Here is a 14,534-nt window from a genome sequence, read left to right as displayed (position 1 = left end):
TTAAGCATATATAACCTAACCCAATTGGGTTAGATAGTGCGACCCAACTGAGTCGCGATATATGACCCAACTGGGTTATACTGTCTGACCCAGCTGGGTTAAGGCACTTGACCCAATTGGGTCAGATTACTAAACTCATATAGGCTTGATAACTTATAGTACATTCCATACCAGGCTGAATAGCAAAGCCCATCAATTGACGGGCTTAGTAAAACATATAATTGGGGTATATTCTACTCTACTTTGCGTAATCCTTTCCAGTCGGCCACACAGCAGATTTTACTTTTTAAGTTCGGACACTTTTCTTCCAGAACAGCCTCAACTTCAGACGGGCGTTCCAAACCATTAAATAATTCCATTGGGAAATCTGCATCAGACAACTCCAGTTCGGTATCAACATTTCGCAGGCCAAAGGTACGTACTTCAATTTCCTCAAATCCAGGCATAATCTGCGTACTGCTTTTAATATAGCTAAATGCCCCTACCCGATCTTCGGCCACTACGGGCACAACATGAAACGCTCTTTCAACCTGCGGTAATAGCAGTTGACGAAATTCACGACCGGAAATACCCAACACCATCGATAAAACAATACCTCCTGAGATAATTATTTCACCTGGTTTATAGCGTTGATAATTGAAGTGAATCGGATGTGTATTCTTGAAATAAGTCGCCCAAAACAGGTTTTCGCTCTTACCTACCGGACGGACAAACGGGTGTAATAATAAATCACCTTCATTAAAATCATCAATTTTATTCTCAATGGATATACCACGAACGCGGGCCAGTATCTTCTCTTTAAAATGGTGGTTCTTATGTGAATCGACCAGGTTACCGCTCTGATCACCAAATACTGTAATTCTGGGAAACAATGTTACCCGCTCCAACGAAAAGACGGGTTCACCTTTTTGGTTGGACAATATATGCTCCGACACCACGGTTGAATAATTTCCCTTTGAGGTATCCTGAATATCTTTTATCTGTATTACACATGAAAAGGTATCACCTGCAAATGCCGGATTCAGATATAAAGCATTTCGTATCTCCAGATGAAGCAAACTCGAATGGGCAAAATTCTCCACTCCCAGACTCAATGTCAGGTTCATCAAAAAACCGTAGGGCAAAAACATTTCATGGAAACCCAGAATACCAGCAAACTCGCGACTATTCTCAGGGTATGATGAGGTAGGCATTAATCCGCTCCATAAACTATGAACCGATTCGTCCACCGTTATATTAAAATGACTAACAATTTCTTGTCCGATTGAGACTTGGTTAAGATCCAATCCGTAATTAACTCTTCTGTTTGGCTTAATATATCCTTGCATGGTTTAATGTTATAAGCCACAAAAATAAAGCTTTTACACATAGAAATAGCGCTCATAACAAGCACTATAGAAGGAAAATGACGTTCAACTTTCAATCATAAAATCAAAACAGGATAACTGCTTTCAATTTTTAAAAACATGTTTAATCATGCTTCGAGATAATAAGATGTATGACTTATTTTTTTCAAGGGATCGCATCTTTATTTGCATTATGGGTATAAAGATGCGATCCCTAAATGATTTTATATACATAACAGGTAAAAGGCTTACTAAATTTCAGAAACGTAGAAGTCAGCCCCAAATGCTGTAAACAAATAACCCCTTTAAACATCTTAACTCCATACTCCTTTCATCTCTTCGCCGCATAATTCGCATTTGCCATAATCTTCGCCGATAAGATTCAACGAATAATCGCTTCTATTGATCATTTTAGACTGACAACTGCTGCAATAGGTATGAGAGTATTGACTTATACCAATATTACCAACATAAACATACTTCAAACCTTCAGACTTTGCTAATTCTGCAATCTCGATCAACTGCGGTATTGGTGTGGCATTCAGATGATGAAGTTTATAAGCAGGTACAAAACGATTAAAATGAATTGGAACTTCCTGAAAATTGTTCTCAACCAACCACGATAACATGTCCTTTATTTCGGTCATATCATCAGAATACCCGGGAACGATCAGGTTACAGATCTCTAACCAAACGGGCGATTGGTTTATTGTCAGCAAGGTATTCAAAACCGGAGTCAGCCTGGCCCCGCACAATTCCTGGTATTGCTTATCGTTAAAGCATTTAAGGTCGATATTAGCAGCATCAATGTATGGTAGCAAGTTTCTTAATGGCTTGGGATTGATATAACCGGCTGATACCAGAATATTCCTTAGTCCTTCTGACCGGGCTAATTGGGCAATCTCCAGCATATACTCATAATACACTGTTGGGTCGGTATAAGTATATGCAATAGATTGGCAACCCTTCTCCAGGGCCATGCTTACTACTTCTTCGGGGTTTACATATACTTCATCTGATTGGGATGGACTTGACTGTGAAATATTATGATTCTGGCAATTTAAGCAGGCCAGATTACAACCTTTGGTTGATATAGATAAAGTGGACGTTCCCGACAAAAAATGATACAATGGTTTCTTCTCAACGGGATCGATATGCAAAGCACATGGATAGCCATAATTTATAGCATATAGTTTGCCATTCTGATTTATTCGCGTCTTGCACAGGCCTGTTTCCCCCTCTTTCAGTCGGCATACATGCGGACACAATTCACAAATTACAGTTTCCTTACTCTTCCTATAATAGAGTGCTTCTTTCATTTACGCTATACTTCCCAATAATTTAACCCTGCATTACTTCTTCTGATTGTAATATTCTGGATTCAGCTCTTCTGTAGCCTTTAATATGGATTTGTCCCGTTGGTAACAAATCCACGACCGAGTAACTACTGTTTGTCATGCCTGAGTTATCAACCATCGCCTTTTGGGTGATGTAGTGAATACCGTTAATGTTGCTATAGCCACCTTCGTGCCGGTGACCTTGAAACACTGCATGTACCTTCTGACTGTTTTCCAGTATTATTCTCACTTCATCGGAGTTATTGACATATATCTGCCCTTTACCATCCAATGGCTGATGAATAAACACACAAACCGGTTCATCTGAATGATTGAGTTCTTCACTCAACCAATCTAACTGCTCTTGAGGAACAGCAGTATCAAACCACTCAAAATTATTGTTATCGTAGGATTGTCCGTCATCCCTGAAACAGGCATCAAGTACGATAAAGCGCCACCCACTGTTTAAAAATGAATAATAGGTGCGATGATTTGGAATTCCTGTATTGATAATTTCTTTTTGGAACTCTTCTTTTGACAGGCTATCTACATCATGGTTACCTAAAACATGATACCTGGGACCATTAAATTGGCTAAACACTGCTTCTATATCTCTTAAATATTTGAGCGTTTTGTTTTTATCCGGTACAGCGTTTTCATCTTTAAAATCTCCTGTTTCGATGGCAAAATCCAAATTGAGTTGGTTATAAAGTAAAATTGCTTCAGATAGTTTCTCTTTACTTTCAGCAAAATAACGATCCCACTTTACTTTTGCCTGTGCATAATGTATATCAGTTACCCAGCCAAATGAAATACTTCGTGCCTGACAAGCCTGCAAATATGGCGCTATGGTAAAACCTCCGACTAACCATGAACTGGTTTGAATAAACCGTCTTCTATCCATCTTTATCATCCTTAATAATCACTGCTTCAAATATAAATATATCTGCTTCTCTCCATCCGTCCCATCCAATTTTAGCTTTATCCCGCGAGCAATGTCCTAAATACTCTTCTACAGTCCATTGGTTTCTTGCTCCTACCTGAGGCAGAAAAGTGCCATGTTGAAATCCATTCATTATATAAATTCCATGACGCCCCACCTCTATTTTATTGATATCATCAATCAATTCGAGAGGTGTCAGAAGAGATATCTCAATTCGTATATCGTTTAATTCATCTTCTTTTATGGATTCAAAACGCGAATCGTCATAGGCCGCATCCACAGCCAATTTTTTAATCAGGTTATTTAAGTTTCCTTTATTACCAAACTGTCCAACACACCCTCTTAATTCATCACCATTATAAACAGAAACGAATACTCCTGATGACTTTACCTGAAGTTGTGTTTTATCATCTTCATCGTCCTGAAAATATAGCTGCCTGTTGATGGCTTCATGTGCCAGTCTGAGCATCTCTTTCTTTTCTTTCTTAGTTAGTATGTCTATAGTCCTTTTATCAGAAATGGCAATAGCCTGATAACCTACCACACGCGAATGATCTTTCGTCAGTTTCATTCCCGAATGCTGATAGCTCAGTCTGGTGTAAGTAACCTCAATATCCTGTGTTATATACAGTAAGGTCAATACCGAACTCCAGCCACATAATCTGGTAAAGAGATTGGGCACTTCTCCATCTTCAATATAGCTGATGTATTTAATCAAATCATCGGGATTATTGTTACAGATGACCCGGGCTGTCCGGCTATCTTCATCAATGGCATATTGGGCTGGCGGATAATGAGAAAAGTCACTGCTAATTATAAACAGGTTAGAAGGAATAAAATAGGCTTTAAGACACTCGGCTATTTGCTCGATTTCATTGGCATCTTTAGAGCCAATTAAAATGGGTACAATCTTTAAATTTGGTAGTATTCGCTGCAAGAATGGCAATTGAACTTCAAGTGTATGTTCCTCATGATGAATTTCATTATTGCCTGTAATCAGCATAGTCGCTGATTTTAATTCATTTAAAATTTCAGTATTAACATCCACATCTCCCATTGGTGTTTCAAATACAGATGCATTTGGTACTACAGCTCCACTATAGGATGCTTTATGACTGGTACCTATGAGAAAAACATTGTCAAAGGATTGGTTGGCAATCTGACAGTAGGCTTCGGCAGCTACATAACCCGAATAAACAAATCCAGCATGCGGAACAATTAGTGCCCGAACAGGCAGCAACTGTGGTTGTTGCTTATGCTCCTGAATGTAATTATCAACCTGGCGAACCAGTGATTCTTTATCATCCGGATAGAATACCCCTGCAACTGCTGCTTCCCGCTTCATTTTTTTATGAATTATAAATTAAAGGTACAAATCTTTTAGCCTTTCTGAAAATCAGGAAACAAGCATAATCCATGCTTTTTATGACAAGAAATTATCAGAATTATTTGCCATTTTTTTCACTTCAAAATTTGCAATAAAAAGAAAAGCATCTATCTTTGCACCGCAATTGAGAAAAACACGGATGACTCAGTAGCTCAGCTGGTAGAGCAACGCCCTTTTAAGGCGTGGGTCCAGGGTTCGAATCCCTGCTGAGTCACCACTTTTTAGATCTCTTCTTCTCTAGAGGTCTTTTTTTGATTCCAATTCAAGCATTATGTTAATATATATTTCGAAGTGGCTTCCAAGAGGTACTTCCCTTTAATTCTATATCTCTATATTTGCGCCTGTTAAAAGCAGATTAATGCAGAATGGTAAAACAACTTATCTTTTTCTGGTATCATCCTTAATGCTTTTTTCTTGTAATTCAGGGGAAAATACAATTGAGCCGGAAAACGGGATACTTAACTTGTCAGGCAAAAAACTATCAGACCCAATTACTCTTGATGGAAATTGGAACTTCTGTTGGGATCAATACCTTACATTCGATAGTTTAGGAAATCACAACTTAAAAAACAAACAACACATTAAAGTTCCATCCACATGGAATCAACTTCACGATTCGTTAAAATATGAAGCATTTGGAAAAGGCGTTTATCATTTAAAAGTAAAAAACAATAAAAGCCAAAATCTGGAGCTTAAGTTTAATACTTTAGTTACCAGTGCCTACAGGGTATTTATAGATACGGTTCAGATTGGTTCATCGGGAAATACGGGTTTTGATGGCAATTACAAACCTGCAATTACTTCGCAGGTAATACCATTTACAGTGTCAAACAATGATTTTAATATATACATAGAGGTAGTTTCAGCAGTTGCCATATTAATCACGATTCTTTCACCTCACTGGATTAATGCATATCCAATAAGATTAAAAGAAAATACGCAAATTATGAACATTTGCGAGGTTTGGTAGAATATTCTACCAAACTAATAGAATTTGTTCAGGTAAAATTTGAATAAATTTCGTTATATATTTGATTTTATATTTTTTTGAGAGCTATTAACCTAAGCTCTAAAATTAAAATTGAACCATGATTAAATGTATTGCAATTGACGATGAATCGCTGGCTCTGGGGCAGCTTTGTAACTATATAGAAAAAACACCCTACCTGCAATTGGTGGGTAAGTTCGATAATGCCATTGAGGCAATCGGTTTTTTACAGGAAAACACCGTTGACCTTATGTTTGTAGATATTGAAATGCCGGAACTCAATGGGATGGATTTTGTAAAATCCCTTAACAACCCGCCCAAAGTAATTTTTATCACCGCCTATAGTCAGTTTGCTTTGGAAGGTTTCAGGGTAAATGCATTGGATTACCTTTTAAAACCCATTGGTTATGCCGATTTCCTGAAAGCAGCTGATAAAGTCAAGCCCAACGCTACTGTAAGTCAGGTACAGAATATAAGCCAGGAAGAAGAAAACATTTTTGTAAAAACAGGAACCAAACACATTCGCATTAATCTGAACGATATTTTATACGTGGAAGGCATGCGGGAATATTTAAAAATTATTCTGGAAGACGGTTCATCTATTGTTACACTTATGTCGATGAAAAAAGCAGCAGAAGTGTTAAGTGAGGATAAATTTATGCGTGTTCACCGTTCTTATATTATCAATCTGAAATATTTTACCACACTGGAACGTAGCCGTATTATTTTTAACAAGGATACTTATATTCCTATCAGTGAACAATATTTGCCGAAGGTTAAAAAGTATGTAGAGGAAAATTCATTAAAAAAATAAAGGGGCGTTATCGATGACATTTAAGGAAGAGAAAAAGATATTGATTGTTGATGATCAACCTGAGAATCTCCAGGCCATTGTAAATTGTTTTTCAGACAAAGATTATAATTACAAGTTTCTGAAAGCTCCCAATGGAGAAATAGCATATAAGCTGGCTTTATCAAAGCTACCCGATTTAATTATTACCGACTGGGATATGCCCCAAATGAATGGTATAGAGTTGATAAGCACTTTAAAAAAAGAAACGCTTACTGCCGATATTCCGGTGATAATGTGCACAGGTGTGATGACCACAACAGAAAACCTGAATACTGCTTTACAGGCAGGGGCAGCAGATTATGTGCGTAAACCCATTGACCCGTTGGAATTGACTGCCAGGGTGTATTCCATGTTGTGTCTGTCAGAATCACACCGGCAGATAAAGCAGCAGAAAGCAGAAATTGCAGAGGAAAAAAACAAGGTAGAGGCTTTGTTTGTGGAAAGTGAGCTGGCCTATTTGCGGAATCAGGTAAGTCCGCATTTTTTAATGAATACCTTAAATAATATCCATGCCTTAATAGATGTGGATGCCGAAGAAGCAAAAGGATATATCATTATACTTTCCCGGTTAATGCGTCACCTCCTGTACGAATCGGAAAGAGAGAAGAACCCCATTCAGATAGAAGTGGACTTTGTGCGGAATTATGTAGAGCTGATGCGTCTGCGCTTTGAAGGAAAGGTAGATATACGGCTAAATGTTCAGGAAAGCATGCCCAGCTGCTTTATACCACCTTTGTTGTTTACCTCCTTACTTGAAAATGCATTTAAGCATGGAATCGGAATTCACAATAAGTCATTTATCCATATTGATATAAATTCAGAAGGAGAAAATTTTCTTTTTGAGATTAAAAACCTGATTCCCGACCATAGCAAAAACGCAAATAAACATGCCGGAATTGGCATTGTAAATACGCGCAAACGGCTGGATTTGCTATACAAAGGAAATTATCAGTTAATAATTACTGAGCACGACGATGTATATACAGCCCGGTTAGAGGTACCTTTTTATTAAAACCTGTTGAATGTTTATACGTAGACCTAACTGTTGTACTGATTATCATGTAATGCAAATTGGGGTTCGATATTTTGTATTAAAGAACACAGAGGCACTGAGTAACAAAATTTATTCAGGTGATTAGACTTAATGTTAAGGTTACCAACATCCGTAAGGATGTATCTCAGTGTTCTCGTTGTAAAAATATGATCATACATTTTATAAACAATCAAATTACAACAAGAGCAAATTATATACAGATAGTAAAATATTAAAGCTCTGTGTCACTGTGTCTCAGTGTTCTTATGATTGATTTTAAACCTTGATTCGCATATTTAATAGAAATATATGACCAATAGACTACTTATTTTATTACTTATTTTGCTGACTTTTAACCAGCAAAAGATAAATGCCCAACCACCTCATCGGGGAGGCATCCACAATAAATTAAAACACCTGGAAAGAGAATTGCAAAATCATCAACAAGAAGATGTAAAAAAAGTAAGATTGCTGAATAGTTACGCCGAACAGCTTATTTTATCGAATTCTGAAGATGCACCGGCAATCATTGAACAGGCGATGAGTTTAGCCCTTCAGCTGGGAAATAAAGAAGGAGCTATTGGAGCAAAATTGAATAAAGCAATCTTTTTTAATCGAAATAGAGATTTTCATAAAGTTTTAACACTTCCCGATTCCGTATTATCTGAAGCAAAAAAATTAAACTTAAACAAAAGTTTAGGAGATGCATACAAGCTCTTGGCCGAAATAAACATGAGTAGGCATGTGAATAATAAGGCAACACAGTTGTACTTTGGGAATGCCATTGAACATTATAAAAAAGAACCTGAGGCACATCAATTACTCCTTGAGTGTTATTCAAAACTGGCACGGATATACGATCATATGGGAAATCATAAAAAGGCCCATGATTGTTATGAACAAGTTGTCGAATACATGAAACAAGGAAGTGGAGGAACAAGGCTTGGGGAGAGTTATATCCAGCTTTATATTGCCAAACGGAAAATGGGAGATATGGAAGGAGCCAATGAACAAATGGCGATGGCTGAACAGGTTTATGCTCAACATCCATCACCACGGCTTAATATGCTGATTAATTTTGAAAAAGGAATGATGGCTTTCCATAGTGGTGATGCCATACTCGGAATGGAACTTTTACAAGTAGTACTTAAACAGGCAGAAGAAACAGGGGAAAAACATTTAAAAGAGCGTACTTATTTACATATGATAAAACTTCATATAGCAGAAAAAAACTATGAAGAAGCAATAAAGTATGGAAAAATTATTTTGCAGGAAGCAGAAAAAAGGGGTCATATTCCGGCCATAATTAAAACTAACGACGAATTAGGCAGGATATATTTACATCAAAAGGATTACAATAATGCCTACAATTATTTAAACAAAGCAGCACAAATAGCCGGGGAATATGCTGTTCAAGAATGTATGGTGTCTATCAGTTTTAACCTAAGTACCTTATACTATGAGCAGGGAAATATCGATAAAGCAAAAGAATATGCTTTAAACACTGTAAAATTCATGGATGAAACACCGGGTGTTGGGAATTATGGTTTTACAGCCAGACGTTTGGGAGATATTTATTTGCGATTGAAAGAATTTGGTAAGTCAGAGTATTATTATACAAAAGCATTAAAAGCATTTGAATACCCGGAGAATTTACAGGCAAAAGAAGGTATTTATTATGGCTTATTCTCGTTAAGCAAACAACAAGGAAAATATAAAGAAGCACTGGATTATCATGAACTTTATAAACAAGTTGGTGATAGCATTTTTAATGAAGAAAATGCATGGGAAATCTCTCGTATAAAAAGTCAATACCGGTTCGATAAGGAAAAACAAGCCATGTTGGCAGAACAAGAACGAAAAGATTTATTAGAGGAAGAAGAAAGAAAAGTACAGGCTATCATTCGGAATTCGTTGATTGTTGTGTTGGTTCTTATTCTTTTATTAGCTGTTGTTATATGGCAAAGTTATAGCCGAAAACGCAAAGCCAATCGCTTGTTATCACATAGAAATAAGGAAATAGAGGAACAGGCCGCACAATTAAAACATGCCCATAACCAATTAATTAAGCTGGACGAATTTAAACAGGACATGACAGGTATGATTGTGCATGACCTGAAAAATCCTTTGAATGTGATTATCAATTCGTCAAAAACAGAACCTCAACTGGCATTAAAGATGGCTCGGCAATCGGGTAAGCAGATGCTGAACATGGTGCTGAATATACTGGATGTGTATAAAGCCGAAGCAGCAAAAATCAGTCTGGACCTGGCAAACTACACTTTATCTACTATCTTAAACAATGCGATAGAATCCGTAGACTACCTGATAGAACAAAAGAACATCATCTTAGATGTAAACAAAAATACTGCTTATAATATCAGGGTCGATGGTCAGCTAATTGAAAGGGTATTGATTAACCTGTTAACAAATGCGATAAAGTATACACCATTAAACGGAACAATTACAATTGGCGTTAAAGAAGCAGACTCTCTTTTAAAAGTTAGTATTAGCGATTCAGGAGAAGGCATAGCAGAAGAAAAGAAACACCTGGTATTTGATAAATTTGCCCAGGCTAAAGCCAAACGTTCCGGCTCAGTTCGTTCAACAGGATTGGGACTTACCTTCTGTAAAATGGCAGTAGAAACGCATGGTGGAGAAATAGATTTTGAAAGTGAGAAAGGAAAAGGAGCTACTTTCTGGTTTACTTTACAATTGGCAGAACATGCAGAAAAAATCAACAAAGGGGGCAATAAGCAAATCAGATCAAATGATGTAGTTAAGGAACTAAGTATAGAGGATATGGCATACTTAAATCCCTACGTTGAACAATTAAAAGAGGTATTGGTATACGAATCCAGCGAAGTGGAAGCTGTTTTATCGGACATTGAAACAGGCGATAATGCTGCACTGATTCATTGGAAGAAATCAGTACTGGATTGTGTTTACACGATGAACCAGGAGCGGTATACAGAATTGTTGGAAAATTAGGCCGAAGGAAGATAATCCACAACGTACTTTAACTTCAATAGCTGGGGGCAACTTTAAGTGTTCTAAAAGAGGTTTTACAAAAGCAAATCAACTGTATATCAAGGGAATATACTCTCATCCTTCAAAGAATGAGAGCTGAATTCCATCTTGTAACATCTTGTAAATATGAACTTTGATATCTTCCGAACACTAAAGGGTTTTCAACCCCTGATTCTATATTCTAAATCAAATCGTCGCATAAATAAGGTTATTTGAAAATCAGAAGTTTATATGCGACGAAATAAATTATATAAGCAAATATCATCGCAATAATAAACTATAGCCTAATAAAAATTTATAATACAGTATTTCAGTGCGTTATTAAAAAGGAATTTTCATTTAAGGGGCTTGTAAATCAGTCTCATGTCTTTTATCTCAGATCTAATATTACAATTCCACTTTTAAACCCAAAGAAACCATTCTTCCTACAGGTAAACGATTCCTCATTAATAACTGTCGTTCATTCAAAAGGTTTTGTGCACCCAGGTAAACAAGATAACGGTTTCGTATTTCCTTCCATATCTTAGCATCCATGGTAAACATTTCACCTATTTCTCTTGTGTTTTGATGATCACCATATTGTTTTGACCGGTAATTTCCGTAAACAGAAAGGTTTGCAATTTTTGTTTTTACAGTACTTCCCAAATAAACACTGTGTTTGGGAGTATGAGTTAAATAATTTCCTTCCAGCTCAGGATCCGGTTCATGCTTACTAATTACACTTCTATGATAGGTATAATTACCCGTTATGTTTACATTACGCGAGAGTAAATAATTCAATCCCATTTCTAAACCGGTAATACTGATGGAAGTAAAATTCTCTTTCCTTACAATCGGGTCTCTGCCATTATTCACATAGTCGCCGGTCTCAACTAAATACATAAAGTCCTTGCCAAATGACCGGAATACTGTGGTATTTAAGGTCAGCTTTTTCATTAACTGGCCTTTAAATCCTATTTCGTAATTATCAAGCATTTCAGGTTTTAGTGTCAGATTAGGAATTCTATACCCTCTGCCCGAAGAACCTGTTCGTAACATATCTTCAAAAGTAGCAGTTCTATATCCTCTGGAATAACTTAAGTAGCAACTGGACTTAGGTGATAATTGATACAAAACATTTAACCTGGGAGTGATAAAAACATAAGATGTATCATTAAGAACCGAAACTTCGTCATTATCATTGCCCGGTGAATTACTCTGATTAGTAAATTCTCCGCTAATATACTTCTCATAGTGCAGGTTTAAACCGGGTGTAATAAACAACTTATCGTTTAATAAGGATATTCTGTCCTGAATGTAAATATTACCATTTAACCGGTCTCCGTTTGCAGATAAAACATGATGGATAGTATCTTCATTCTCATAAATGTAGTTGTTATCCTCTCCTTCTAGGGTGAAATTGTTTAAATCCAGACCTAAAGTAAGCGAATGCGCCTTTAGCTTATAATTGTAATTTGCATTAAACCCTTTCTGAAGCCTGTTGCCATCCATCTCTGTTTTGCTATAAACAGGTTCAGGAGCAGGAGGAGGAGAACCGGGAGTGGGTCTTGCAGGAGGTCCCGGAGGTAAAAATACTTCCATTTGCCCGGTTGATTCATCTATTTGGTAGTAAGCAGATAAGGAAAAATGATGATTCTCCTTATTCCATTTAAGTCCACCGGCTATATTATAAATGCTTGTTTCCCTGTATTCACCGTCCTCATCTAATATCTTAATACCCTGTCTGCGCTTGTCCTGGAAAAATTCACCGGATACAAATAACAAGGTATTTTCATTGATTTCGTAATTAACCTTTCCACCCAAATTGTATTCATACATACTGTTTTTAACATCAAAGCTTTCAATTAAAGAATCCGGACGCGGGATGTATCCATCGCTGCTTCTGTACCTGGCATTCATATTCCAATCAAGCTTTTTAAGCTTAGCAGGCTTACCACTTAAATAAACATTGCTGTTTATTGTATTAAATGTTGCATATTCAGTAGCAACAGAAGCATTCAATCCCGGTGTTTTTTGTCTTTTTGAAAATAGCTGGATAACTCCGCCCATCGCATTTGCACCATATAAAGCAGAGTTAGGGCCTTTAACAACTTCTATCTTTTCAATGCTTTGCGGATTTACCCTGTTCCAGTTCATAACAGCCCTGTCGTCAGATATAACAGGAACACCGTCCATCAATACCAATTGCCTGGCAGGTTCATTCCCTCCAATTCCCCTTAAGTTTACATTTCCCTGTCCATATATACCATTCGGCCTAACAACAGATACGCCCGGCAGGTTAGCTAAGATATCGTCCATAGAAAACAATACCTGTTGATCCAGGCTTTTTTTATCAATAATATCAACAGAAGCAGGAATTAACAAAACCGGTTCCTCTTCTTTAAAAGCAGTAACAGCAACCGATTCCAGAATATTAATATGAGGTGTTAGATAAATGGTTAACGTATCGGCCAGGAGCTTATTCACCTTTAAAACTGCAAGGTAGTCCTCAAAATTTATATGTGATATATTAATTTCAACCTTGTTATGCCCATCTAACTCTACTTCGCATATACCATTTTTATCAGAAACACTATATTGCTTAGTTTTAGTAAAAAGACAGGTAGCTCCTTCTATAGTATTGAAATTTGAATGATCAATAAGTTTCAGATAACCCTTATTTTGCGACAAAACAGTGGTTGTGAAACAAATCAATATTAATACCGGAATACAGGCTCTAATCATGTAATTATAAGTTTAAGTTTACTAACTGTTGTATCGAATAGGTATAATTGCCTTTCGATTAACAGTATTAATGAAGTATCAAGACTATTTACATAGATTAAAAACTACGCTTTCGACAAGATGCTAACCTTCATATTAATAAATCTGCACAAAACTAGTAAATCATTACTTAAATAACTACCATATCACAAAGACGTTACTTTTTTAGCTGTAGCTTATTATTACATTGTAACCCTTGATGTAATATAAAACTTAAACAGTTTCTAAGAATTAACTACAGCCTCATTCCAGGTTAGTAGAATATCTTACCCCATTCGTAGAATAACTTTCCTGAAAATAGAATTTAGTTGAGCAGACCCGCCAAAATCAATTCCTTAGTATCTGAAAAATTAAATATTAGCCCTATGAGATACATATTCATTTTCTGTTTAATACTTGTAATACAGAATTCAATACAGGCTCAGGAATCCCTCAATGCTTCCGGTGGAGAAGGCTCAGGAAACAATGGCACAATAAGCTATTCAGTAGGCCAGTTATTCTTTCAATCCCAAACCGGAACAAACGGAACTGTGGCAACAGGTGTGCAGCAAGCATATATCATTGAAGACATTCCAACGAACGTTCAGCAAGCAGGAAAGATAGAATTAAGAGTCAGGGTATACCCAAACCCTGCAATAGATCATTTATACCTATCAATTAGCAACCCTGATGATTTTAAAACCGGGCAATTACGATATACTCTTTATAATACGGATGGACATGCTTTAAAAGAAAGTGCTATTAAAAGCACAGAGAGCAAAATAAATATGCAAATCTACAAAGCTGGAATATACTTTCTGAAGATCAGTGATGGAGAACGTAAGATAAAAGTTTTCAAAATTATTAAGAATTAG

At 36.7% G+C, this 14,534-nt stretch carries 10 protein-coding genes and 1 tRNA gene; 6 read left to right on the top strand and 5 right to left on the bottom strand.

Translation table 11 applies throughout. From position 1 onward, the window contains the following. Window positions 1–233 precede the first annotated feature (233 nt). From AC4MRQ_RS00775 to amrB, 4 genes are all read right to left on the bottom strand, one after another. Complete coding sequence (locus AC4MRQ_RS00775) at window positions 234–1,328, bottom strand: FAS1-like dehydratase domain-containing protein (RefSeq protein WP_491195721.1); 1,095 nt, start codon at window positions 1,326–1,328, stop codon at window positions 234–236. Between the two features lie 332 nt (window positions 1,329–1,660). Continuing rightward, a complete protein-coding gene (gene amrS, locus AC4MRQ_RS00770) occupies window positions 1,661–2,665 on the bottom strand; it encodes an AmmeMemoRadiSam system radical SAM enzyme (protein ID WP_491195720.1) in 1,005 nt (334 codons plus the stop codon). Between the two features lie 22 nt (window positions 2,666–2,687). Next, window positions 2,688–3,587 (bottom strand): metallophosphoesterase family protein, encoded by a 900-nt coding sequence (locus AC4MRQ_RS00765; RefSeq protein WP_491195719.1) that lies wholly within the window; start codon window positions 3,585–3,587, stop codon window positions 2,688–2,690. After that, window positions 3,580–4,971 carry an AmmeMemoRadiSam system protein B gene (gene amrB, locus AC4MRQ_RS00760; RefSeq protein WP_491195718.1) on the bottom strand — a complete coding sequence of 464 codons (1,392 nt, stop codon included), beginning with the start codon at window positions 4,969–4,971 and terminating at the stop codon, window positions 3,580–3,582. Before amrB ends, AC4MRQ_RS00765 begins: the two co-directional genes overlap by 8 nt. Before the next feature lie 183 nt (window positions 4,972–5,154). On the opposite strand from amrB, the gene AC4MRQ_RS00755 reads away from it, so the two are divergent. From AC4MRQ_RS00755 to AC4MRQ_RS00735, 5 genes are all read left to right on the top strand, one after another. Then, window positions 5,155–5,230, top strand: a tRNA-Lys gene (locus tag AC4MRQ_RS00755). Window positions 5,231–5,371: 141 nt separating this feature from the next. Then, a complete protein-coding gene (locus AC4MRQ_RS00750; protein WP_491195717.1) occupies window positions 5,372–5,983 on the top strand; it encodes a hypothetical protein in 612 nt (203 codons plus the stop codon). Between the two features lie 118 nt (window positions 5,984–6,101). Beyond that, entirely contained in the window at window positions 6,102–6,815 is a 714-nt protein-coding gene (locus AC4MRQ_RS00745) for a LytR/AlgR family response regulator transcription factor (protein WP_491195716.1), read from the top strand. A 13-nt stretch (window positions 6,816–6,828) separates the two neighbouring features. After that, the gene (locus AC4MRQ_RS00740) at window positions 6,829–7,866 is read left to right on the top strand and encodes a response regulator (protein ID WP_491195715.1); all 1,038 of its coding nucleotides are present in this window, start codon (window positions 6,829–6,831) and stop codon (window positions 7,864–7,866) included. Between the two features lie 330 nt (window positions 7,867–8,196). Then, the gene (locus AC4MRQ_RS00735) at window positions 8,197–10,878 is read left to right on the top strand and encodes a tetratricopeptide repeat-containing sensor histidine kinase (RefSeq protein WP_491195714.1); all 2,682 of its coding nucleotides are present in this window, start codon (window positions 8,197–8,199) and stop codon (window positions 10,876–10,878) included. 426 nt (window positions 10,879–11,304) lie between these two features. Here AC4MRQ_RS00735 and AC4MRQ_RS00730 read toward each other — a convergent pair whose 3' ends face one another. Further along, on the bottom strand, window positions 11,305–13,641 hold the full coding sequence (locus AC4MRQ_RS00730) for a TonB-dependent receptor (protein ID WP_491195713.1): 2,337 nt from the start codon (window positions 13,639–13,641) through the stop codon (window positions 11,305–11,307). Between the two features lie 404 nt (window positions 13,642–14,045). Here AC4MRQ_RS00730 and AC4MRQ_RS00725 point away from each other — a divergent pair, with 404 nt between their 5' ends. After that, a complete protein-coding gene (locus AC4MRQ_RS00725) occupies window positions 14,046–14,534 on the top strand; it encodes a T9SS type A sorting domain-containing protein (RefSeq protein ID WP_491195712.1) in 489 nt (162 codons plus the stop codon).

The sequence above is a fragment of the Carboxylicivirga sp. genome (assembly GCF_982718395.1).
This window is presented reverse-complemented; position numbering and strand designations above follow the sequence as displayed.